Source organism: Streptomyces botrytidirepellens (genome assembly GCF_003721215.1).
Taxonomy (GTDB): Bacteria; Actinomycetota; Actinomycetes; order Streptomycetales; family Streptomycetaceae; genus Streptomyces; species Streptomyces himastatinicus.
Window position 1 is genome coordinate 18,949 of the sequence record NZ_RIBZ01000331.1, and the last position, 21,082, is coordinate 40,030.

Sequence of the window (21,082 nt, forward strand, 5' to 3'; positions counted from 1 at the left end):
ATGTGGTGTAGACCTGTTGTAGCACGTGAGGATCGGATAAAGGAATCTCTCGTTCCGATGTGGTCTGAACCACTGACGATCCTGCGCTGCCGGGCCCGCGTGGTTACCGTAGGAAGGCCGTTCACCCGGTATCCCGAAGGGCCGAGACAACAGGACAACACAGGACAGCTCAGGACAACAGGGAGTGGACATGGCCAGCAAGGCTGAGAAGATCGTCGCGGGGCTCGGCGGCATCGACAACATCGTCGAGGTCGAGGGCTGCATCACCCGTCTCCGCACCGAGGTCAAGGACCCCTCCCTGGTCGACGAGGCCGCCCTGAAGGCCACCGGCGCCCATGGCGTGGTGAAGATGGGCAGCGCGATCCAGGTCGTCATCGGCACCGACGCGGACCCCATCGCCGCCGAGATCGAAGACCTCATGTGAACACGCTTCTCATGTGAGCACGCTTCTCAGGCGAACCGGCTGACGACCCCGGCCTGAAGCCGCCCGGCCCCGCTCCTCACCGGACCGGGGCCCCCGGTGTTGCCGATAGGCTCATCCCATGTCTCGTATCGACGGCCGTACGCCCGACCAGCTCCGCCCCGTGACCATCGAACGCGGATGGAGCAAGCACGCCGAGGGCTCCGTCCTCGTCTCCTTCGGCGACACCCGCGTCCTGTGCACCGCGAGCGTCACCGAGGGCGTTCCGCGCTGGCGCAAGGGCAGTGGCGAGGGCTGGGTCACCGCCGAGTACGCGATGCTGCCGCGCGCCACCAACACCCGCGGCGACCGCGAGTCCGTCCGCGGCAAGATCGGCGGCCGCACCCACGAGATCTCCCGCCTCATCGGCCGCTCGCTGCGCGCCGTCATCGACTACAAGGCGCTCGGCGAGAACACCGTCGTCCTCGACTGCGACGTCCTCCAGGCCGACGGCGGCACCCGCACCGCCGCCATCACCGGCGCCTACGTGGCCCTCGCCGACGCCATCACCTGGGCCCAGGGCAAGAAGCTGATCAAGGCGGGTCGGCAGCCGCTCACCGGCACCGTCTCGGCCGTCAGCGTCGGCATCGTCGGCGGCGTCCCGCTGCTCGACCTGTGCTACGAGGAAGACGTACGCGCCGAAACCGACATGAACGTCGTCTGTACCGGCGACGGCCGCTTCGTCGAGGTCCAGGGCACCGCGGAGGGCGAGCCCTTCGCCCGCGAGGAGCTGAACAGCCTGCTCGACCTCGCCGTCGGAGGCTGTGTCGAGCTGGCGGGCAACCAGCGGGCGGCGCTTGGCGTTTAGTCAGATGACGGGCGCGTGCGTTCCCGCACGCGCCCGCGTCCGATCCCAGAGGAGGGGACCGTCCATGACGCCGCACCAGACCCGCCGCGACCGCCACCGATTCGCCGCCGTCACCACGCTCGCCGCCGTTGCCTTCCTGGCGCCCCTCACCGTCGGCTGCGACGCCGTGGACAAGGCCCTCGACTGCGGCCGCCTCGCGGTCGAGATATCCAACGACGTGGACACCCTCCAGGACGCCGTCACCGGCGCCGCCGTCAATCCCGCCGACGCCGACAAGATCCTCGACGCCCTCGACAAGGACATCGACAAGGTCGGCGACCGCACCGACAACACGGACGTCAGCAAGGCCCTGGACGACCTCCGGAAGGCCATGGACAACGTCCGGACCTCCGTCGACAGCGGCAAGCACCCCGACCTGACCCCGGTGAAGGACGCCACCGGTGAACTGACCAAGGTCTGCACACCTTGATCCGTACGCCCTGATCTAATCGACAGCTATGCAGCCACAGCACACCGCAGGGCCGGACAGCGCACACCCCCGCCGCCTGATCCTGGCCACCCGCAACGCGTACAAGATCACCGAGCTGCGCTCGATCCTGGGCGAGGCCGGGCTCGACGTCGAACTCGTCGGCGCCGACGCCTATCCGGAGCTCCCGGACGTCAAGGAGACCGGCGTCTCCTTCGCCGAGAACGCCCTCCTCAAGGCCCACGCCCTGGCGCAGGCCACCGGCCACCCGGCCATCGCCGACGACTCGGGGCTCTGCGTCGACGTCCTCGGCGGCGCCCCCGGCATCTTCTCGGCCCGCTGGTCCGGCCGCCACGGCGACGACCGCGCCAACCTCGACCTGCTGCTCGCCCAGCTCCGCGACGTCCCCGACGAGCACCGCACCGCCCACTTCGAATGCGCCGCGGCCCTCGCCCTCCCCGACGGCACCGAACGCGTCGTCTCCGGCCGCCTCACCGGCACCCTCCGCCACGAACCCACCGGCGGCGGCGGTTTCGGCTACGACCCGATCCTCCAGCCCCACGGCGACACCCGCACCTGCGCCGAACTCACCCCCGACGAAAAGAACGCCATCAGCCACCGCGGCCAGGCCTTCCGCGCGATGGCCCCGGTGGTGCGCGAACTGCTGGGGTGAACGACACGAAGGCGCGGCACCAAGACTGGTGCCGCGCCTTCCGCGATGGGCCCGGTGGGATTCGAACCCACGACACACCGGACCTAAACCGGCGCCCTCTAGCCAGCTGGGGTACGGGCCCGCGGGCGCAACTCTACTGCGTGTCGAATCCCTGACGCCAAGTGGCGGACGGTCGTCGGCCCCGCACCGAGAACGCTTCCGTCTGACTGTGACAGGAAGGACAGAGATACCGCAGATTCCCGATCCGATTGTCCAGCCGGTCGCCATTGATGTGGTCGATCTCCAGGACGAGCCGTCGACCCTGCCACGCGTCACCTATACCGCAGGCGGCACAGACCCGGGGTACTCCGGTCTCGTCGAGCGCGCGCCGGAGCAAGGCGGTCTTCTGCCGGGGAGAGCCGGGCTCACCTCGCTGAAGGATGTCGGCGGCGGACTTGCGGCGGGGTGACCGCTGGCCGCGCTGATGACCTTGCCCGACGAAGTGGGCCGTGGAGATGCCGTACTCATGGATGCTACGCCGGACGAAGGCGCGGCCTGCCCCTCCGTTGGGGCGGCCCAGGGCGCGCAGCACGCCCGCCAGACTGCGCGACTCGGTGACGGCCTTGAGCAGATCGTCGCGCGGAATGGGCGCTTGGCCGTGACGGCGGGTGAAGTGCGAAGTGTCGATGCCGAACTGCGCCAGCTTCCTCTGGAGGTGGGCGTAGGCGCTGTCGTACGGAGGGACGCCCATGTAGTCGAGCATCTCCCGAATGCCTTGTGTCCGGGTGGCGGCCTCTTCCAGAAGCTCCCTCGTGTACGCGAAAGGCTTGCGCGGAGGAAGCGGCTCCCTGCGACCACATGTCGCACCATCGCACTGAGTAACGAACCACCCGCTCAGCGGTCACGCACAACAACGTGAGAGGTCCCGCACCCAGTGGTGCGGGACCTCGCGGGGAGGGACTGGGGTCAGAGGCCCAGGTCCTTGACGATCTTGGCTACGTGGCCGGTGGCCTTGACGTTGTAGAGGGCGCGCTCGACCTTGCCCTGTTCGTCGACGATGACGGTGGAGCGGATGACGCCGGTGACCGTCTTGCCGTAGAGCTTCTTCTCGCCGAAGGCGCCGTAGGCCTCCAGGGTCTCCTTGGTGGGGTCGGCGAGGAGGGTGACCTTGAGGGATTCCTGGTCGCGGAACTTGGCGAGCTTCTCCGGCTTGTCGGGGGAGATGCCGATGACGTCGTAGCCGTGGCCGGTGAGGAAATCGAGCTGGTCGGTGAAGTCGCAGGCCTGCTTGGTGCAGCCGGGGGTGAGGGCGGCGGGGTAGAAGTAGACGATGACCTTGCGGCCCGCGTGGTCGGCGAGCGAGACCTGCTTGCCGTCCGCGTCGGGGAGGGTGAAGGCGGGGGCGGTGTCGCCGGGCTGAAGTCGCTCGCTCATGGTCGGGTGCTCCTCGTGGCTTCGGGTGTTCCGTAACGGCAGGCGTGACGTGACGACATTAGCCAGCATCTTCGCCGGGGGTGCCGTGGGGCGGGGGAGGGGGGAAGCTGACAGACTGTCCATCACGAATCATCGGGACTGATCGAGACGACGACGGAGGCAGCGCGGTGTCGGATGCCAGGACCCCTGCGCAGATCGAGGCGGACATCGCCCGGCGGCGACAGGAGCTCGCCGTGACGCTCGACGAGATCGGGGTGCGGGTGCATCCGAAGACGATCATGGGTGATGCCAAGGCGAAGGCGGCGTCGGCCGTGGACCGGACGGCGGGGCGGGCGTATGTGTCCGCGAACCGGGTGGTCACCAACGTGCGCGGCCAGCTGGTCACCGAGGACGGGACGCCGCGGATGGAGCGGATCGTGCCGGTCGCGCTCGTCGTGGTGGGGCTGGTCGGGCTGCTGACGGTATCGTCGGCGCGCGGCGGTGGCCGTAGTGGCGGCCGCAAGGGCTGCAAGCGGCGCCGGTAAGGGCGGTAAGCGCGTCGGTGAGGGCGGCCGTAAGGGGTTCTAGGGCTTTCCTGCCGCCCTGTGGCGCCGATAGGCCGTTCGGGCGGGTACGGTCATGACCGTGAGTGCGAACACGTCCCATGACAAACTGCCCATTCGGATGCTGCACGACCGTGTGCTGGTCCGTACCGACATTCCGGAGGGTGAGCGCCGGTCCACCGGCGGTATCGTCATCCCCGCGACCGCGGCGGTCGGCAAGCGGCTGGCCTGGGCCGAGGTGGTCGCGGTCGGGCAGAACGTGCGGACCGTGGAGCCGGGCGACCGGGTGCTCTACGACCCGGAGGACCGGGCCGAGGTGGAGGTCCGCGGGGTCGCCTACGTCCTGATGCGCGAGCGCGATCTGCACGCCGTCGCCGCCGAGCGGCTGGAGGGCGCGGAGGACTCCACGGGGCTGTATCTGTAGGGGTAGACGTAAAGAAGAGGGTGGTGTCGGTTTTCGTCACCACCCTCTGTCGTGTGCCGGGGCTCAGCCGCCCTCCGGGCCTCCGATGTCCCCGCCCGGGTCACCGGGCCCGCCCGGGCCGCCGTCGGTCGGCGGGCCGGTCGGGAAGTCCGTGGGCGGGGTCTCCGGGGGCTCGACGGTGGGCTCGGTCGGCGGGTCGTACGTCGGGAGCGTGGGCGGCTGGGTCGGGGTCGTGGGCTCCGTGCTGGGCGGTGTGGTGGGGATCTGCGGGGCGGAGGTCGGGGCCTGGGTGGGGGCCGGCGGCAGATCGGGGGTGTCGATGCCGTCCTCGAGCTTCAGGTCGAAGTCGGCCGGGGGCTTCCCGTCCAGCGCCCCGGAGACGTAGTCCGCCCAGATCTCGGCGGGGTAGCCGCCGCCGTTGATCCGGTCCAGCCCGGTGGCCCCGTACAGCGGCTTCTGGATGCCGGTGTTCGAGTCCTGGCCCATGACGGCCACGACGGTCGCCAGGTCCGGGGTGTAGCCCGCGAACCAGGCCGCCTTGTCCTCCTCGGCGGTGCCGGTCTTCCCGGCGGCCGGGCGCTCGGCGCCCTGGGCGGCGGTGCCGGTGCCGCCGTCGACCACGCTCTGGAGTATCGAGGTGGTGGTGTCCGCGGCGGTCCGGGGGATGGCCTGCCGCTCCTCCCGGTCGGGCAGCGTGACCTGCGCCCCGTCCTTGGTGACCTCCGCGACCAGGCTGTACTGCCCGTGGCGGCCGTGATTGGCGAGGGTCGCGTAGGCCTCGGTCATGTCGAGGACGCTGGCGGTGGCGGGGCCGAGCGCGATGGAGGGGGAGGCGTGGAGGTCGGGGGTGCTCTTGGGGATGCCGAGGTCGACGGCGGTCTGCTTGACCTTGGCGGGGCCGACGTCCTCGGCCATCTGCGCGTACACCGAGTTCACCGAGTTGTCGGTGGCGGTGGTGACGTCGATGTCGCCGTAGTCGACGTCGTCCTCGTTGGCGGGCGCGTAGCCGGTGGGGCCGTCCGGCCCGATCACTTCGCGCTTGTTGTCGCCGTTGTAGAGGGTGTCCGGGGTGATCGTCTGGCCGTCCTGGGTGGTGGCTTCGTTGGCCACCGCCGAGGTGAAGACGAATGGCTTGAAAGTGGATCCCACTTGGTAGTCACGGCGGGTCGCGTTGTTGACGAACTGCTTGGTGTAGTCGATGCCGCCGTAGAGGGCGACGACCTTCCCGGTCTTGGGATCGATCGAGGCGCCGCCCGCCCGGACGTAGCGGTCGACCTTGCGGTCGTCGCTGAGCTTGCTCATCAGCCGGTCGCGGACGGCCTTCGTGAACGCGTCCTGCTTGCTCTTGTCGATCGTGGTGGTGATCCGGTAGCCGCCGCGGGCCAGGGTCTGCTCGTCGATGATGCCGTTGCTGGTGAGGTAGTCCTCGACCGCTTCGACCAGGTAGCCGCGCTGTCCGGACATGCCGGAGGGGGCCTTGGCCTCGGTGGGGTCCGGGAAGGTCATCTTGTTGCGCTCGGCGCGGCTGAGCCAGTGCTTCTTGACCATGCCGTCGAGGACGTAGTTCCAGCGCGCCTCGGCCCGCGGCTTGTTCTGCGGGTGGGCGATGATGTCGTACGCGCTGGGGGCGTTGAGCAGGGTGGCCAGGTAGGCGCTCTGGGCGGTGTTCAGCTCGTCGATGTTCTTGCCGTAGTACGCCTGGGCGGCGGCCTGGATGCCGTAGGCGTTGCGGCCGAAGTAGCTGGTGTTGAGGTAGCCCTCGAGGATCTTGTCCTTGCTCACCTCGCGATCCAGCTTGATCGCGATGAAGAACTCCTTGCCCTTGCGGGTGACCGTCTGTTCCTGGTCCAGGTAGTAGTTCTTCACATATTGCTGGGTGATCGTGGAGCCGGACTGCTTGCCCTTGCCGGTGGCGGTGTTCCAGGCGGCCCGGACCATCGCCTCGGGGTTGATCGCGGACTCGGTGTAGAAGTCGCGGTCCTCGGCGGCGAGCACCGCGTGCTGGGTCCGCTTGGGCACCTGGCTGAGCTGCACGTTCTCCCGGTTGACCTTGCCCTCGCGGGCGAGCGGGGAGCCGTCGGAGTACAGGAAGACATTGCTCTGGGCGATGGCCGCCTTGTTGGCCGGGGGGATGTCGACGAGCAGATAGCCGGTGACCAGGGCGCCCGCGACGAGCAGGAGGAACAGCAGCGAGCTACCGAGCACCATCCGCCAGGTGGGGAGCAGCCGTCGCCAGCCGGTGCGCCGGGGGCGGCCCTTTCTGCCCGCGGTGCCGCCGTTGCCGGAGCCGTTGCGGCTGCTCGGGTCGCCCACGCCGGCCGCGCTGCCGTCGATCAGTTGGGGCTCGTCGCTCATGTCTCCTGAGACTCCTCGGCCGCCGTCGAGGGTTGCGCCGCGGCGGAATCGTGCACGGTCGGGCGATTCGCGTCGTACGCCCCATAAAACACTGTCGCATCATCCGTTCCGGGCCAGGGACGTGGCACGCACCCGTGACTGGTCTGTGACCGGCCGATCGGGTGATTCCCCTCACACCATCCGGTGAAAAATGTCTGGCTGTGTCACCTGCCCGCGAACTAAGCTCCCAAGCTTTGGTGCCTTTGGGTGCCGTGTGGACGGGGGAGGGGGAGACAGGCTGATGCGGCTCTACGCGGCCGTCGCGCTGAGCGGCTTCAAACGCTACGCGACGTACCGGGTGGCCACCGTGGCCGGGGTGTTCACCAACACCGTTTTCGGCTTCATCGTTGCGTACACGTACGCCGCGCTGTGGGACGAACGGCCGCATCTCGGCGGCTACGACCTCTCCCAGGCCCTGACCTTCGTCTGGCTCGGCCAGGCGCTGCTGGCGACCGTGGCGCTGTTCGGCGGCGGCTTCCAGGACGAGCTCCAGGGGCGGATCCGGTCCGGGGACATCGCCGTCGACCTCTACCGCCCGGTCGACCTCCAGCTGTGGTGGCTGGCCTCGGATCTCGGCCGGGCCGCCTTCCAGCTGGTGGGGCGCGGCATCGTGCCCATGGTGTGCGGGGCGGTGGCGTTCGAACTCACCCTGCCCGGCTCCCCGTTGACCTGGCTGTGGTTCCTGCTGTCGGTGGTGCTCGCGGTGTGCGTGGGGTTCGCGGTGCGCTATCTGGTCGCGCTGGCCGCCTTCTGGCTGCTGGACGGGACGGGGCTGAGCCTGATGAGCGGGCTGCTGTGCATGTTCTTCTCCGGGATGGTGCTGCCGCTGAACGTGTTCCCCGGGCGGCTCGGCGAGATCGCCGGGGCGCTGCCGTGGGCGGCGATGCTCCAGGTGCCCGCGGACGTCTTCCTGGGGCACCGTCACGGGGCCGCGGTGCCGGGGGCGCTGGCCTTTCAGGCGGGGTGGGCGGCGGTGCTGTTCGCGGCCGGGCGGGCGCTCCAGTCGGTCGCGACCCGGAAGGTGGTGGTCCAGGGTGGCTGAGCCGCCGGCCCGCTCCCGGGCGTACGACGGGCTGCGCGCCTATGCGCTGATCGTCGCCATGTGGGTGCGCTCCACGATGGCGTACCGCACCTCGTTCCTGATCATGGCGTTCGGGAACTTCGCCGTGAACGTGCTGGACTTCGTCGCGATCGCGCTGATGTTCTCGCACATCGACACGCTCGGCGGCTTCACCCTCGCCGAGGTCGCCTTCCTGTACGGGACGTCCGGCACCGCCTTCGGCCTGGCCGATCTGGCGCTCGGCAGCATGGAGCGGGTCGGGCGGCGCGTGCGCGACGGCACGCTGGACACCCTGCTGGTGCGGCCGGTGCCGATCCTCGCCCAGGTCGCCGCCGACCGCTTCGCGCTGCGCAGGCTGGGCCGGATCATCCAGGGGGCGCTGCTGCTGGGCTGGTCGCTGACCCGGCTGGACATCGGCTGGACGGCCGACCGGGTGCTGCTGGTGCCGCTGATGCTGCTGAGCGGGGCGGTGATCTTCGGGGCGGTGTTCGTGCTGGGCGGGGCCTTCCAGTTCTGGGCCAAGGACGCCTCCGAGGTGCAGAACTCGTTCACGTACGGCGGGACGACGATGCTCCAGTACCCGCCGACGGTCTTCGCCGACGAGCTGCTGCGCGGCGTCACGTTCGTCATTCCGCTGGCCTTCGTCAACTGGCTGCCCGCGCTGTACGTCCTGGGCCGCCCGAACCCGCTGGGCCTGCCGGGCTGGACCGGCTTCGCCGCGCCGCTGGTCGCGTGCGGCTGCGCGGCGCTCGCGGGGCTGGCCTGGCGGGCGGGGCTGCGGGCGTATCAGAGCACGGGGAGCTGAGAGGGGAGCCGACGATGGACAGCTTCAGTGAAGACGACTTCATCGAACTCGACGGCATCGAGAAGGTGTTCGAGGTGCGGCGCCGGGCCGGGCTGCTGCGCCGGGAGCGGCGCGAGGTGCGCGCGGTGGACGGCATCAGCTTCCGGGTGCCGCGCGGCGAGATGGTCGGCTACATCGGCCCGAACGGCGCCGGGAAGTCCACCACGATCAAGATGCTGACCGGGATCCTGGTGCCCAGCGGTGGCCGTCTGCGTGTCGCCGGGATCGACCCCTCGCGGGAGCGGACGCGGCTCGCGCGCCGCATCGGGGTGGTCTTCGGGCAGCGGACCACCCTGTGGTGGGATCTGCCGCTGCGCGACTCGTACGCGCTGGTGCGGCGGATGTACCGGATTCCCGACGACCGCTTCCGGCGGAACCTCGACCGCTGTGTCGAACTTCTGGACCTCGGCGCCCTGCTGGACGTGCCGGTCCGTCAGCTCTCCCTCGGCCAGCGGATGCGCGGCGACATCGCGGCCGCCCTGCTGCACGACCCCGAGGTGCTGTATCTGGACGAGCCGACGATCGGGCTCGACGTGGTCAGCAAGGCGAAGGTGCGGGGCTTTCTGCGCGAGGTGAACGCGGAGCAGGGCACCACCGTGCTGCTGACCACCCACGATCTGACCGATATCGAACAGCTGTGCAAGCGGGTGATGGTCATCGACCACGGCCGTCTGGTGTACGACGGCGGGCTGGACGGGCTGCACGCGGTGGGCGGCAGCGAACGCACCCTGGTGGTGGACCTGGAGCGGGAGCTGCCGCCGATCGAGGTGCCCGGTGCGCGGACCGTGCGGGTCGAGGGGCCGCGGCAGTGGCTGGCGTTCCCGGCCGCGGCCAGCGCGGCACCCCTCGTCGCGGCGGTCGCCGATGGATATCCGCTGGTGGACCTGTCGGTGCGGGAACCGGAGATCGAGGACGTGATCGCCCGCATGCTGTTCCCCGGGAGCGAGCCGGAAGCGGGCGCGGCGCGTGGGGCGGTCAGGTCGGTCGGTCCGCATTAGTCTGTCCGTATGACAATTGAGGGATCTCCCCAGGGAGCGGCCCCCGACCGTCCGGGCGGGTCCCCGGTGCGTGCCTCCGAGATGCGCGCATCCGACGCCGAGCGCGAGCGCATCGCCGAGGTGCTGCGGGACGCCGTCGCCGAAGGCCGCCTGGACATGGAGGAGTTCGAGGAGCGGCTGGACGCGGCCTACAAGGCGCGCACCCACGCCCAACTGGAGCCGCTGGTCCGGGACCTCCCGGTGCCCGGCGCCGCGCCCGCTGTCGAACCGCGGCCCGCGGACGCCACCGGCCTCGCCGCCCGGGACGGCTGGGACGCGCGGATCGGCGGCGCCCCGACGTCGAAGATGGCCGTCGCGGTCATGGGCGGCTTCCAGCGCAAGGGCACCTGGACCGCGCCGCGCTCCTTCACCGCCTTCGCCCTCATGGGCGGCGGCGAGATCGATCTGCGGGAGGCCCGCTTCGAGGGCCGCGAGATCGTGATCCGTTGCTTCGCGTTCATGGGCGGAATAGAGGTCATCGTGCCGCCGGACCTGGAGACGCATGTCAGCGGCATCGGCATCATGGGCGGCTTCGACCACCGGGGGTCGGCCGACGGCGACCCCACAGGCCCGCGGGTGACCGTCACGGGCCTGGCGATGTTCGGCGGGGTCAGCGTCGAGCGCAAGCTCCGCAAGGAGGAGCAGAAGCGGCTCAAGGCGGAGCGCCGCCGGGAGAAGGAGGCGCGCAGGGAGGAACTGCGCGCCGAGCGCCGAGCGCGCCGTGCGGAGCTGGAGGAGCGGCACGCCGAGCGACAGGCCGAGCGCCGCGCCCGCAGGCACGACCTCGGCCACTAGGAGCCCGTCACAGCTCGGCGGCCGCGCTCCCCCGGAGGTAGTCGAGGGGGAGCGCCCGCGCCATAGCCCGGTAGCCCTCGTCGCTCGGGTGCAGATGGTCGCCCGAGTCGTACGCCGGGCGCAGCCGCAGCGGCTGCGCCGGGTCGCGCAGCGCCTTGTCGAAGTCCACGACCTCGTCGAAGACCTTCCCGGCCCGGATCTCGGCGTTGACCCGCTCGCGCACGGAGTCCAGCAGCGGGGTGTAGCCGCGGTGGCCGTAGAACGGCGACAGGGTGGCCCCTATGACCCGCAGCCCCCGGGCGTGCGCCTGTTCGGTCAGCCGCCGCAGCCCGTCAACGATCTTGTTCGGGTCCGTCTGATGGGGGATGCGCAGGATGTCGTTGACGCCCAGCTCGATGATGACGGCCTTGACGTTCGTACGGTCCAGCACGTCACGTGAGAAGCGGGACAGCCCGCTGGGGTTGTTCGGCGGGAACTGGGTGCCGTCGCTCAGCACGCGGTTGCCGCTGATGCCCTGGTTGAGCACGCCGAGGCGGGGCGCTCCCGGCTCGGTGCGGAGCCGCTCGGCGAGGAAGTCGGTCCACCGGTGGTTGGCACCCGCGGTGGAGGTGATGCCGTCGGTGATCGAGTCGCCGAGCACCGCGACCGAGCCCTGTGCCTCCTTGGACCACACGTCCACGGCGCTCAGATAGCGCCAGAACGGGCTCTGTTCGGTGTACGCGGCGCCCGCCGTGTCCTCCGTGCGGTCGCCGCGCGCCAGGTACGAGGTCTGGCGGGCGTGCGGATGGTACGTCACCGAGCCCGACGCCTGCGGGGCGTAGATGGTGATCAGCAGGTCGGCGGCGGTCGGGATGTTCATGCGCACCGGGTCGCTGGTGGCGGCCTGGCCGGGCGGAATGGTCACCCAGGAGCGGTTGTCGAAGGTGAGCCTGCGCATGGTGCCGGCGGCGGCCGTCGGGTTGCTGGGGGCGGCCGCCAGCGCCAGCGAGGCATGCGTGATCGTCAGCGGGCGGGCGCTGTACAGGTTGGAGAGCTGGATGCGGGCGCCCGTGCCGCCGATGCTGGTGTGGACGACGTTCCGTATCGACATGCCGGACAGGCCGCGGAGCGTGTTCGGCTCGGCCGCGGCGGCGGACGTCGACCAGGTGCCCACCCAGGAGCCCGACGAGGCCGGGGCCGCGGAGTTGCGGGTACCCTGCGCGGATTCGTTCACATTCCGGTCCCGGCCGCCGACCCCGACGAATATCGCGGTCGAGACGAGGACCACCACAGCCGCCAGCGCAGCGAACACGGCATAGGCCGTGCGTCTGGGCATGGGGGGCACGCTCATGGGCGGAGGTCTCCTCGGGCAGCCGGAGCCTTCAGGCTCCGAAAGTGAACGGGAACGGCGAGCGACGGTGCTTCGCCGATGCGGTCCGGTCGGTCCTCCATGATCCCATGTCCGGACAGAGGTCCGCCTGTCGGCCTGCCCCCGGTTGGACGGGGTCGCTCCCCCAGACAGACGACGGGAACTCGCCGTTCGTTCCACTCAGGGGCGAGTGAGACAGGAACGAGACAATAGAGGGAACGGCTCGACCGGGTGGAGCGTATGAACCGGACAACGACGGATGAAAAGGGGCCCGAAGGGCCGCCGCCGCCCGGCGCGAGGGCGGCCGCCGGTGGTGTCGTCGCGTTCGCGGACACCCCTCTCGACGAGGAGCGGCGGCGCGGTGTGCGCCGGATGAAGGCGATCGCCACGGGCATGCTGCTCGCCGTCGCGCTGGTGTACGTACTCGCCAAGTGGGCGCAGAACTCCGGCGCCGGGGGCTGGACCGGGTACGTGGCCGCGGCCGCCGAGGCGGGCATGGTCGGCGCGCTGGCCGACTGGTTCGCGGTCACGGCCCTGTTCCGGCGGCCGATGGGGCTGCCCATTCCGCACACCGCGATCATCCCCACGAAGAAGGACCAGCTCGGGGCGACCCTGGGCGACTTCGTCGGCGAGAACTTCCTGTCCGGCGACGTCGTACGGATGCGACTGCGCGCCGTCGGCATCGGCAGCCGCCTCGGCACCTGGCTGGCCGAACCCGCGCACGCCGACCGGGTGACGGACGAGTTGGCGACCGCGCTGCGCGGCGCGCTCACCGTGCTGCGCGACTCCGACGTACAGGCCGTGGTCGGCGAGGCGATCACGCGGCGCGCGGACGCCCAGGAGATCGCGCCGGGGCTCGGCAAGCTGCTGGAGCGGATCGTCGCGGACGGCGGCCACCGCCGGGCCGTGGACCTGGTGTGCGTACGCGCCCACGACTGGCTGGTCGAGCACAACGAGTCGGTGATGGACGCGGTGACCGGCGGCGCGCCCGGCTGGACGCCGCGGTTCGTGGACCGCAGGGTCGGCGAGCGGGTCTACCGCGAACTGCTGCGGTTCGTCCGTGAGATGCGCGACATGCCGGACCACCCGGCGCGCGGCGCCGTGGACCGCTTCCTGTCCGACTTCGCCGGGGACCTCCAGTCGGACAGCGACACCCGGAACCGGGTCGAGCGGCTCAAGGGCGAGGTGCTGGGCCGCGGCGAGGTGCAGGACCTGATCGCCTCCGCCTGGGCCTCGGTGCGCGCGATGATTGTCGCGGCGGCCGAGGACGAGCGCAGCGAGCTGCGGCTGCGGGCCCGGGCGGCGATCCTGTCGCTGGGCACGCGGATGGTGACGGACGCTCGGATGCGCGGCAAGATCGACGGCTGGCTGGAGGACGCGGCCGTCTATGTGGTGACGACCTATCGGAACGAGATCACCTCGCTGATCACCGAGACCGTCGCGAGCTGGGACGCGGAGCACACCTCCCGGAAGATCGAGGCCCACATCGGCCGCGACCTCCAGTTCATCCGGATCAACGGCACGGTGGTGGGCGCCCTGGCGGGGCTCGTCATCTACACCGTCTCGCGGGGGCTGGGCGGCGGGTAGCGCCGCACCTGCCGGGCGCGCGTCTCTGGCGGGTGCGTGCCGCAGGGCCTATGGTGCCCCTCCCGGTGGCGGTGGCCTGGGTGGGGAGGTCGGTGTGCGGGTCGGTGTGCGACGGCGGCGCCCAGGGAAAAGACAGGTGCTGGCCCGGGTGCTGTGGACGGGCGGCGAGGTCGCCGTCACGATCGGGCTCGTCGTGCTCCTGCTGGTCGCCCATCAGATGTGGTGGACCAACCGGGAGGCGCGGGCGGGCGCCAAGCGCCAAGTGGAGTCGCTGGAGCGGCAGTGGAGCGCCGACGACCCCTCGGTCACGCCCCCGTCCGGGGGAGACGATGCGGACTCCGGCGGTACGGGCGGGCGCGGTACGGGCTCCGGGGGTACGGGCGCGGGCGATACGCGCCGTCAGAGCCGCACCGCGATTCCCACGCTTCGCGCCGGAACGCCCAGCCGGAACCAGACGTACGCGGTGATCCGCATCCCGCGCATCGGGCTCACGGCCCCGGTCGCCGAGGGCATCAGCAAGCCGCACGTCCTCAACAAGGGGTACGTGGGCCACTATCCGGGGACCGCCCAGCCCGGGCAGACGGGCAACGTGGCGCTCGCGGGCCACCGCAATACGCACGGCGAACCGTTCCGCCACCTCGATGAGCTGCGGCCCGGGGACAGGGTGAGCATCGAGACCTTCCACGCCCGCTTCACCTACGTCGTCGAGCGCACCCTGCCGCGCACCTCGCCCTCCGACGGCACGGTGATCGCGAAGGTGCCGTACAGCTCCGTCCATCCGCGCTACCGCTACACCGAGCCCGGCTCCTACCTCACGCTGACCACCTGCACCCCCGAATACACCTCCCGCTACCGGCTGGTGGTGTGGGCCAAGCTGACGGCGGCCGGGCCGCGCGTTGTCGGAGGTGCCTCGTAGACTGATGGCGGTCGAGTGAGAAGCGACGTGTAAAAGGGGGGAAGCCGCATGACGCATCGCATCGAGCTGCTGCGCATGCACCTGGGCGTGCTCCTCTTCCTGCTGACCGGCACCCTGCTCACCCAGACCGGGCTGATCAGCGCCGTCGCCCTCGCCGCCACCACCGCTGCCACCGCCGCCGTCGCGGCCGCGCTGCTGACCTGCGCGGTCCTTGCCGCCCGGGCCCGGGTGCCCGCGCCCCCCGGGGCGCATACGCACCGCGATACGGGACCGGGAGCGCCGCACCGCGTTCCTGCCGCAGCGGGACCCCGATGCCGCGGGCCGCCCCAGGCCCCGGGCGCCGGGCCGTCGTCTCCCGACGGCCGCGTAGAGGCGCACGCACCCGCAGCATCCCGCATCACCCCCTGCCGCGGCGCCCACGCGGCTCGTCACGCCGATCCGTTTTCTCTTCGGTCATCCGGCCCATGACGAGACCCGTGGAGGGCTCCCCATGTCTGTTTTCGCATCCCTCGGCACCTTGCTGACCACCCTGGCCGACCGGCTCGATCCGCTGTTCGGGGCCTCGGCGACCGCCGCCGCGATCGTCCTGTTCACCCTGTGTGTCCGGGCCGCGCTCCATCCGCTCGCCCGGGCGGCGGCGCGCGGCGAGAAGGCGCGCGCCGCGCTGGCGCCGAAGATCGCCGAGCTGAGCCGCAAGCACAAGAACGACCCCGAGCGGCTGCGCCGCGCCATGGCCGACCTCCAGGCGAAGGAGGGGGCGTCCCCGCTGGCGGGCTGCCTGCCGACCCTGGTCCAGCTGCCGGTCTTCTTCGTCATGTACCACGTGTTCTCCACCGGCAGCGGCGCCGGGGACCTGCTCGACCACACCCTGGCCGGGGCGCCGCTCGACGGCCGCTGGGGCGGGGCGTTCGCCGGGCAGCAGGGGCTGGTCTACCTCGGCCTGTTCGCGCTGATCGCGGCCGTCGCGACCTGGACGTACGTGCGCAACCGCAAGGCGGCCCGCGACGCGACGGCGGCCCCCGGCGCTAGGGGGGCGACGGGTGCGAAGGGTGCGACCGGTGCGAAGGGCACGCCCTCGGCGACCGCTGCGCCCGGTGTGGCGGGGGTGGCGCGGGTGCTGCCGCTGCTGTCGTTCGGCACGCTCATCACCGCCGCCGTGGTGCCGCTGGCCGCCGGGCTCTACCTCGCGACGAGCACCACCTGGACCGCGGTGGAGCGGGCCCTGCTGCTCCGCGGACGGTGAGCAGGGGGAAAGCGCTTGAGCGAGACCTCGGTCCAGTCAGTGAACGGGGTCTTGCGGGGTGGATGAGGCTCATGGAGGATCGAGCGGCCAGAGGGCATGGAGTCGCCCCTGGCCGCCGTCCTGAGACCAGGGAGTTGTGAGGATGAAGCTGCTGCGCGTCGGACCGGTCGGGGCGGAACGCCCGGCCCTCCTCGACCAGAACGGCACCCTCCGCGACCTGTCCGGCCTGGTCCCGGACATCGACGGGACCCTGCTCGCCGACGAGGCGGCGCTCGCCCGGATCCGCGCGGCGGCCGAGGCCGAGGGCGCCGACGCGCTGCCGGTGATCCAGGACGGCGGCGTACGGGTCGGCCCGCCGCTGGGCCGCATCGGCAAGATCGTGTGCATCGGGCTGAACTACCACGATCACGCGACCGAGACCGGCGCTGCCCTCCCGGAGGAGCCGATCCTCTTCATGAAGGCCCCCGACACGGTCATCGGCCCCGATGACACGGTGCTGGTCCCGCGTGGCAGCGTGAAGACCGACTGGGAGGTGGAGCTGGCCGTCGTCATCGGCCGCACCGCCCGCTACCTCGACTCCGACGAGGCCGCCCTCGCCGCCGTCGCGGGCTACGCGATCGCGCACGACGTCTCCGAGCGCGCCTTCCAGATCGAGCGCGGCGGCCAGTGGGACAAGGGCAAGAACTGCGAGACGTTCAACCCGCTGGGCCCCTGGCTGGTCACCGCCGACGAGGTCCCCGACCCGCAGGCCCTCGGCCTGCGGCTGTGGGTCAACGGCGAGATCAAGCAGAACGGCACGACGGCCGAGCAGATCTTCGGCGTCGCCCATGTGGTGCGCTACCTCAGCCAGTTCATGACCCTCTACCCGGGCGACGTCATCAACACCGGCACCCCGGCGGGCGTCGCCATGGGCCGTCCCGAGCCGAAGCCGTATCTGCGGGCCGGGGACGTGGTGGAGCTGGAGATCGACGGGCTGGGCCGCCAGCGCCAGGAGTTCAAGGACGCCTGACGCCGGGCGTTTGATGCCGCACGCCCGACCCCTCACGTACGGCGCGGCCCCCGGAGCCCAGCGGGCACCGGGGGCCGCGGGCGATCACTTGGCCTTGCGCGGGGAGGCGCTCGGCGTCGAGCCGTACGCCTTGAAGAAGCGGTCGCGGAAGCTGTTCATCTTCCACACCGGGGTGTCCTTGCGGGGCATCAGCCCGTCCGCCCAGTTCCAGTCGGCGATCCGCTTCAGCACCTTCGGGTCATGGGCGACGATCGAGACCGGCACGTCCCGGCTCGCGTTGTTGCCGCTGACCCGGGCCAGAGGCTGGTGGTCGCCGAGGAAGACGAGCACGGTGTTCTTGTCGCCGTACTTGATCATGTAGTCGATGAGGCTGTTCACCGAGTACTGGACGGACTTGCCGTACTCCTGCTTCACCTTGGTGGAGTCGGTGAACACGTCCTCGGGCCGCTTGCCCGCCTTCTCGATGCCCTTGTAGACCGAGCCGTTCCCGACCTTGCTCCACGGGATGGTCTTCGGGATGGGCGCCCAGGGCTGGTGGCTGGAGGTCAGGATGTTGAGTGACATCAGCGGCTTGTCGTGCTTCTTGCCGTGCTCCAGCTGCTCGAACGCCTTCAGCGCGTACTGGTCGGGCATGGTCGACCAGCTGAACTTCGGCCCCTTGTAGCCCAGTTCGCGCGAGTCGTAGACGTGGTCGAGGCCGTAGAACGTGCCCTCCGGCCAGCTCTTCTGGACGCCCGGCATGATGCCGACCGTCCGCCAGGCGCCGGTGCGCTTGAAGGCGCGGGTGATGGACAGGTGGTCGCCCGCGGTGACGGTGCGGTAGCGGTTCTGGTTGTCGATCCACAGGCCGGTCAGGAAGGTGGAGTGGCCCAGCCAGCTGCTGCCGCCGTACGTCGCCGACGTGAGCCACCCGCTCTTGGCGGCGAATCCGGCCTCGTCCAGCCGCTTGGTCGCCTTCTCCAGCGTCGCGTCGACGCCGGGCGCGATCGCCGGGTCCTCGATCGCGCTGCGGCCGTAGCTCTCGATGAAGGTGAAGATCATGTCCTTGCCGCGCAGCCCGGTCAGCAGCTGATCGCCCGGGGTGTCCCCGTACGTGTCGTACGCGGCGATCTTCTGGAACTCCCGCTCGTCCTCGATGGTCTTCTGCACCCGCTCCGCCCGGTCCTGGACCAGCTCGGAGGTGCTCCGGGACGCCACCGGCAGCCCCGCGACCTGCGCGCCGACCGACGCGCACGCGACCCAGACGGTCCCGGCCACCAGGGTGGTGCGGGTCGCCACGACGCTGTTGCGGGCCATGACGTTGCCGATCCGGAGGACCGCCAGCGCCGTGAGGGCGAGCACGGCGAGGGCGAGCAGCCCGACCCCGACCACGGCGGCCGCCGCGGCCGTCTGGCCGACCGAGTCCTCCAGGTACGACTGGGCGTCGTCGAGCAGGATCCAGTCGAGCACCACGTTGAAGCCGCGGCCCAGGAACTCGTTGAAGCCCATGTCGAGCATGTTGAGGATGGCCAGCGCGCCGAGGAACAGCCCCGCCAGCACCGCCACCACTCGCCTGGCGAGGGGCGGCAGGAGCAGCAGCAGACCGGCGCCGAATATCAGCTCCACCGGGATGCGGGTGAAGTGGTCGACCGTGAGGAGTTCGAGCTTCGTCGGCAGCAGCAGGGCGACGAACACCAGGGCGAGCGACAGGCCGGTGACCGTCCACGACAGGGCGCGTGCCGCGACGGGATACCGGCCCCGCCAGCCGCGGCGGCCGGTGACGGCCTGCTCCGGGCCGGGGCCGTCGTCGTCGGCGCCGTCACCGGCGGTGGCGGCACCCAGCAGCTCGGCCGGTGCGTCGTCGTCCTCTTCGGCGGCCTTGTCCTGGGCGGCTTTGTGGTCGGGGGCTGTGGCCTCGACGTCGTCGGCCTCGTCGTCGGTATTGTCCTCGCCGTCGCCGTCGCCGTCGCCGTCGCCGTCGCCGTCGCCGTCGCCGTCGTCCTCGTCTTTGAGGTCGCCCTCGGTGTCGTCACTGCCCTCGGGGCCACTGTCCTTGGGGGCACCGCCCTCGGGGTCTCTGCCCTGGCCCTCGGCGTTGGCCACCGGTTCCCGCTCCGGCGGGCGGTCTTCCGGGGTTTCGCCCTCCTCCGGGGCAGCCTTGTCGGCGTTGTCCTTGTCCGGCTGCTGGCGCATCCCGAAGGTCCTTCCGTGCGTGGCCCGGTGGTGACACGGCGGACCAGGCTCGGGGGTCAAGGGCCGCCGTTATCCGTACGGCCCGGCGGCCGGAAGTGTTCAATGACCAGCAGGTCCGCTGTACGCGTGGACCACGGCGAGCCGTCCGTCCGCGGTGTGCCAGTCGGCGGTCATGGCCCTGACGAAGCGCCACCCGGCGCGCTCGTACAGCCCGATGGCCGCGGTGGCGCCCGAGTCGACCTCCAGGACCGGCCGCAGCCCGTCCGCCAGGGCCGCCCGCGCCGCGTGCCCGCGCATCCCGTCCGGCGTCAGCCAGCCCTCGGGGTCGTCGGGCCAGTGGACCGGGTAGCGGTCGGCGCGCTGTACGGTCGCGAGCGCGGTGACACAGGCGGCCGGATCCTCGTCGGTTCGGGGACGTATCGTCGCTGCGGGCACCGCTGGATCATGGCACGGCGCGGTCGACGGTGCGCAGGGTTATCAGGGCCCCGGCGAGGAAGGCCAGCCCCGCGGCGGCCAGCGCCGTCCGCAGCCCGGCCACAGCGCCCTGACCGGCCAGCGCGCCGAGGAGGGCGACGCCGATGACGCCGCCGGTCTGGCGGGACGCGTTGATCACCCCGGAGGCGAGCCCGGCCCGCTCGCCGGGCACGCCGTCGGTGACGGCCGTCGTCACGGCGGGCATGGTGAACGACATCCCGAAGCCGGTGGCCATCAGCGGGAGCACCAGCAGCGGATACGGAACGTGCGCGACCGCCGCGGTGAGCCCCGTGAGCGTCAGCAGCCCCGCCCCGCCCGTGACCAGGCCGACGAGCAGCGTGGGCCGCGGGCTGCCGACCCGCGCCGTGAAGCGCCCGGACAGCCATGAACCGGCCGCCACCACGCCCATCTGCGGCAGCAGGGCGAGCCCGGCGAGCAGCGCGGAGTAGTGCAGGGTCTGCTGGAAGTAGAGGTTGATGACGAACAGTTCGCCGTAGAAGCCGAGGTTGATCAGCAGGCCGACCGCCGTGCCGCCGGAGAAGGTGGCGTCGCGGAACAGCCCGAGCGGCAGCATCGGCGTGCGCACCGTCCGTTCGACGGCCAGGAACCCGGCGCCCGCCAGGACGAACACCAGCGCACTGCCCGCCACCAGCGCGTTCACTCCGGTGCGGCCACCCTCGATCATGGCGAGGGCCAGCGCGGTCAGCGCCACGACGCCGGTGATCTGCCCGGCCGGGTCAAGCCGCTTGCCGGTCTGCGCGCGCGGCGCCGGAACGTACCGTGCGGTCAGCGCCATCGCGGCCAGCCCGATGGGCACGTTGACGAAGAACACCCAGCGCCAGCCGACCGCGGCGACCAGGACGCCGCCGAGCAGCGGGCCGCCGGCCGCGGCCACCCCGGCGATGCCGCCCCACACCCCGATCGCGCGGGCACGCGTCGTCCGGTCGTCGTACGCGGCCCGCAGCAGCGCCAGCGAGGCCGGTACCGCCAGCGCCGCCCCGGCCCCCTGCGCCACCCGTGCGAGCACCAGCACCGGTACGTCGGGGGCCAGCCCGCAGCCGAGCGACGCCACCACGAACACCCCGAGCCCCGCCTGGAACACCCGCCGGGCGCCGAAGCGGTCCGCGAGCGCCCCGCCCGACAGCAGCCCGGCGGCCAGCACCAGCAGATAGCCGTCCACCACCCACTGGAGGCCGTTGACGCCCGCCCGCAGATCGGTCCGCAGGGCGGGCAGGGCGACGTTCACGATCGTGCTGTCCAGGATGACCATGAAGTAGCCCGTACACACCGCGACCAGCGCGCACGACAGGACGCGCGCGGGGCCGCGGGTGGCCGGTAGGTCCGGGGTACCGGTTCTCGTCGCCATGCACGTCACCGTAGGCGCGGAAAGCTTCGGCGCCCGGCGAAGCGATGCCGC

At 71.3% G+C, this 21,082-nt stretch carries 21 protein-coding genes, 1 tRNA gene and 1 pseudogene; 15 read left to right on the forward strand and 8 right to left on the reverse strand.

Annotation, left to right across the window (positions count from 1 at the left end; translation table 11 throughout):
• The first annotated feature begins 130 nt into the window (after nucleotides 1-130).
• The 4 genes from EEJ42_RS30125 (at nucleotide 131) to rdgB (ending at nucleotide 2,407) form a co-directional block, all read left to right on the forward strand.
• Nucleotides 131-424 (forward strand): PTS sugar transporter subunit IIB, encoded by a 294-nt coding sequence (locus tag EEJ42_RS30125; RefSeq protein ID WP_078510412.1) that lies wholly within the window; start codon nucleotides 131-133, stop codon nucleotides 422-424.
• A gap of 118 nt (nucleotides 425-542) precedes the next feature.
• On the forward strand, nucleotides 543-1,268 hold the full coding sequence (gene rph / locus EEJ42_RS30130) for a ribonuclease PH (protein ID WP_063735200.1): 726 nt from the start codon (nucleotides 543-545) through the stop codon (nucleotides 1,266-1,268).
• A 64-nt stretch (nucleotides 1,269-1,332) separates the two neighbouring features.
• Entirely contained in the window at nucleotides 1,333-1,737 is a 405-nt protein-coding gene (locus tag EEJ42_RS30135) for a hypothetical protein (RefSeq protein ID WP_123104923.1), read from the forward strand.
• Nucleotides 1,738-1,765: 28 nt separating this feature from the next.
• Nucleotides 1,766-2,407, forward strand: a complete 642-nt coding sequence (rdgB, locus tag EEJ42_RS30140; RefSeq protein WP_123104925.1) for an RdgB/HAM1 family non-canonical purine NTP pyrophosphatase — start codon at nucleotides 1,766-1,768, stop codon at nucleotides 2,405-2,407.
• Between the two features lie 46 nt (nucleotides 2,408-2,453).
• On the opposite strand, the gene EEJ42_RS30145 is transcribed toward rdgB, so the two are convergent.
• The 3 genes from EEJ42_RS30145 to bcp all read right to left on the reverse strand — a co-directional run bounded on the left by EEJ42_RS30145 (nucleotide 2,454) and on the right by bcp (nucleotide 3,820).
• Nucleotides 2,454-2,528, reverse strand: a tRNA-Leu gene (locus EEJ42_RS30145).
• A gap of 12 nt (nucleotides 2,529-2,540) precedes the next feature.
• Nucleotides 2,541-3,137: an HNH endonuclease signature motif containing protein gene (locus EEJ42_RS30150; protein WP_246097488.1), complete on the reverse strand. Its 597-nt coding sequence runs from the start codon at nucleotides 3,135-3,137 to the stop codon at nucleotides 2,541-2,543.
• Nucleotides 3,138-3,352: 215 nt separating this feature from the next.
• Nucleotides 3,353-3,820, reverse strand: coding sequence for a thioredoxin-dependent thiol peroxidase (bcp, locus tag EEJ42_RS30155; RefSeq protein ID WP_123104929.1), 468 nt, complete (start codon nucleotides 3,818-3,820; stop codon nucleotides 3,353-3,355).
• Nucleotides 3,821-3,987: 167 nt separating this feature from the next.
• Between bcp and EEJ42_RS30160 the strand changes: the two genes are divergently transcribed.
• Together EEJ42_RS30160 and EEJ42_RS30165 are read left to right on the forward strand one after the other, a co-directional pair.
• Entirely contained in the window at nucleotides 3,988-4,344 is a 357-nt protein-coding gene (locus tag EEJ42_RS30160; protein ID WP_123104931.1) for a DUF3618 domain-containing protein, read from the forward strand.
• Between the two features lie 100 nt (nucleotides 4,345-4,444).
• On the forward strand, nucleotides 4,445-4,786 hold the full coding sequence (locus tag EEJ42_RS30165) for a GroES family chaperonin (protein WP_123104969.1): 342 nt from the start codon (nucleotides 4,445-4,447) through the stop codon (nucleotides 4,784-4,786).
• A 63-nt stretch (nucleotides 4,787-4,849) separates the two neighbouring features.
• Here EEJ42_RS30165 and EEJ42_RS30170 read toward each other — a convergent pair whose 3' ends face one another.
• Nucleotides 4,850-7,141: a transglycosylase domain-containing protein gene (locus EEJ42_RS30170; RefSeq protein ID WP_123104933.1), complete on the reverse strand. Its 2,292-nt coding sequence runs from the start codon at nucleotides 7,139-7,141 to the stop codon at nucleotides 4,850-4,852.
• A gap of 280 nt (nucleotides 7,142-7,421) precedes the next feature.
• Here EEJ42_RS30170 and EEJ42_RS30175 point away from each other — a divergent pair, with 280 nt between their 5' ends.
• From EEJ42_RS30175 to EEJ42_RS30190, 4 genes are all read left to right on the forward strand, one after another.
• The gene (locus tag EEJ42_RS30175; protein ID WP_123104935.1) at nucleotides 7,422-8,222 is read left to right on the forward strand and encodes an ABC transporter permease; all 801 of its coding nucleotides are present in this window, start codon (nucleotides 7,422-7,424) and stop codon (nucleotides 8,220-8,222) included.
• A gap of 58 nt (nucleotides 8,223-8,280) precedes the next feature.
• Nucleotides 8,281-9,045: an ABC transporter permease gene (locus tag EEJ42_RS30180; protein ID WP_246097492.1), complete on the forward strand. Its 765-nt coding sequence runs from the start codon at nucleotides 8,281-8,283 to the stop codon at nucleotides 9,043-9,045.
• 14 nt (nucleotides 9,046-9,059) lie between these two features.
• Nucleotides 9,060-10,082 carry an ABC transporter ATP-binding protein gene (locus EEJ42_RS30185; protein WP_123104937.1) on the forward strand — a complete coding sequence of 341 codons (1,023 nt, stop codon included), beginning with the start codon at nucleotides 9,060-9,062 and terminating at the stop codon, nucleotides 10,080-10,082.
• Nucleotides 10,083-10,163: 81 nt separating this feature from the next.
• Nucleotides 10,164-10,916 carry a DUF1707 SHOCT-like domain-containing protein gene (locus EEJ42_RS30190; protein WP_184503341.1) on the forward strand — a complete coding sequence of 251 codons (753 nt, stop codon included), beginning with the start codon at nucleotides 10,164-10,166 and terminating at the stop codon, nucleotides 10,914-10,916.
• Between the two features lie 7 nt (nucleotides 10,917-10,923).
• Here the strand turns inward: EEJ42_RS30190 and EEJ42_RS30195 are convergent, their stop codons facing one another.
• Nucleotides 10,924-12,231, reverse strand: a complete 1,308-nt coding sequence (locus EEJ42_RS30195) for an SGNH/GDSL hydrolase family protein (RefSeq protein WP_123104941.1) — start codon at nucleotides 12,229-12,231, stop codon at nucleotides 10,924-10,926.
• A 273-nt stretch (nucleotides 12,232-12,504) separates the two neighbouring features.
• Here EEJ42_RS30195 and EEJ42_RS30200 point away from each other — a divergent pair, with 273 nt between their 5' ends.
• The 5 genes and pseudogenes from EEJ42_RS30200 (at nucleotide 12,505) to EEJ42_RS30220 (ending at nucleotide 17,019) form a co-directional block, all read left to right on the forward strand.
• Nucleotides 12,505-13,851, forward strand: coding sequence for a DUF445 domain-containing protein (locus EEJ42_RS30200; RefSeq protein WP_123104943.1), 1,347 nt, complete (start codon nucleotides 12,505-12,507; stop codon nucleotides 13,849-13,851).
• A gap of 136 nt (nucleotides 13,852-13,987) precedes the next feature.
• Entirely contained in the window at nucleotides 13,988-14,767 is a 780-nt protein-coding gene (locus EEJ42_RS30205) for a class E sortase (RefSeq protein WP_246097489.1), read from the forward strand.
• Nucleotides 14,768-14,815: 48 nt separating this feature from the next.
• Nucleotides 14,816-15,137, forward strand: a pseudogene (locus EEJ42_RS30210) (DUF6412 domain-containing protein).
• 120 nt (nucleotides 15,138-15,257) lie between these two features.
• A complete protein-coding gene (locus EEJ42_RS30215; RefSeq protein WP_123104951.1) occupies nucleotides 15,258-16,010 on the forward strand; it encodes a YidC/Oxa1 family membrane protein insertase in 753 nt (250 codons plus the stop codon).
• Between the two features lie 142 nt (nucleotides 16,011-16,152).
• Complete coding sequence (locus EEJ42_RS30220; protein WP_123104953.1) at nucleotides 16,153-17,019, forward strand: fumarylacetoacetate hydrolase family protein; 867 nt, start codon at nucleotides 16,153-16,155, stop codon at nucleotides 17,017-17,019.
• An 84-nt stretch (nucleotides 17,020-17,103) separates the two neighbouring features.
• Here EEJ42_RS30220 and EEJ42_RS30225 read toward each other — a convergent pair whose 3' ends face one another.
• The 3 genes from EEJ42_RS30225 to EEJ42_RS30235 form a co-directional block, all read right to left on the reverse strand.
• Complete coding sequence (locus tag EEJ42_RS30225; protein WP_123104973.1) at nucleotides 17,104-18,840, reverse strand: sulfatase-like hydrolase/transferase; 1,737 nt, start codon at nucleotides 18,838-18,840, stop codon at nucleotides 17,104-17,106.
• A 450-nt stretch (nucleotides 18,841-19,290) separates the two neighbouring features.
• Nucleotides 19,291-19,626: an N-acetyltransferase gene (locus EEJ42_RS30230; protein WP_123104955.1), complete on the reverse strand. Its 336-nt coding sequence runs from the start codon at nucleotides 19,624-19,626 to the stop codon at nucleotides 19,291-19,293.
• Nucleotides 19,627-19,633: 7 nt separating this feature from the next.
• Nucleotides 19,634-21,031, reverse strand: a complete 1,398-nt coding sequence (locus EEJ42_RS30235) for an MFS transporter (RefSeq protein ID WP_246097491.1) — start codon at nucleotides 21,029-21,031, stop codon at nucleotides 19,634-19,636.
• Between the last annotated feature and the right edge of the window lie 51 nt (nucleotides 21,032-21,082).

Coding starts and splice junctions, on each gene's coding strand:
- EEJ42_RS30185 (WP_123104937.1), top strand. CDS start 9,060: ATGGACAGCTTCAGTGAAGACGACTTCATCGAACTCGACGGCATCGAG.
- EEJ42_RS30180 (WP_246097492.1), top strand. CDS start 8,281: ATGTGGGTGCGCTCCACGATGGCGTACCGCACCTCGTTCCTGATCATG.
- EEJ42_RS30170 (WP_123104933.1), bottom strand. CDS start 7,141: ATGAGCGACGAGCCCCAACTGATCGACGGCAGCGCGGCCGGCGTGGGC.
- EEJ42_RS30135 (WP_123104923.1), top strand. CDS start 1,333: ATGACGCCGCACCAGACCCGCCGCGACCGCCACCGATTCGCCGCCGTC.
- EEJ42_RS30220 (WP_123104953.1), top strand. CDS start 16,153: ATGAAGCTGCTGCGCGTCGGACCGGTCGGGGCGGAACGCCCGGCCCTC.
- EEJ42_RS30195 (WP_123104941.1), bottom strand. CDS start 12,231: ATGCCCAGACGCACGGCCTATGCCGTGTTCGCTGCGCTGGCGGCTGTG.
- bcp (WP_123104929.1), bottom strand. CDS start 3,820: ATGAGCGAGCGACTTCAGCCCGGCGACACCGCCCCCGCCTTCACCCTC.
- rph (WP_063735200.1), top strand. CDS start 543: ATGTCTCGTATCGACGGCCGTACGCCCGACCAGCTCCGCCCCGTGACC.
- EEJ42_RS30175 (WP_123104935.1), top strand. CDS start 7,422: ATGCGGCTCTACGCGGCCGTCGCGCTGAGCGGCTTCAAACGCTACGCG.
- EEJ42_RS30190 (WP_184503341.1), top strand. CDS start 10,164: ATGCGCGCATCCGACGCCGAGCGCGAGCGCATCGCCGAGGTGCTGCGG.
- EEJ42_RS30215 (WP_123104951.1), top strand. CDS start 15,258: ATGTCTGTTTTCGCATCCCTCGGCACCTTGCTGACCACCCTGGCCGAC.
- EEJ42_RS30200 (WP_123104943.1), top strand. CDS start 12,505: ATGAACCGGACAACGACGGATGAAAAGGGGCCCGAAGGGCCGCCGCCG.
- EEJ42_RS30150 (WP_246097488.1), bottom strand. CDS start 3,137: ATGGGCGTCCCTCCGTACGACAGCGCCTACGCCCACCTCCAGAGGAAG.
- rdgB (WP_123104925.1), top strand. CDS start 1,766: ATGCAGCCACAGCACACCGCAGGGCCGGACAGCGCACACCCCCGCCGC.
- EEJ42_RS30235 (WP_246097491.1), bottom strand. CDS start 21,031: ATGGCGACGAGAACCGGTACCCCGGACCTACCGGCCACCCGCGGCCCC.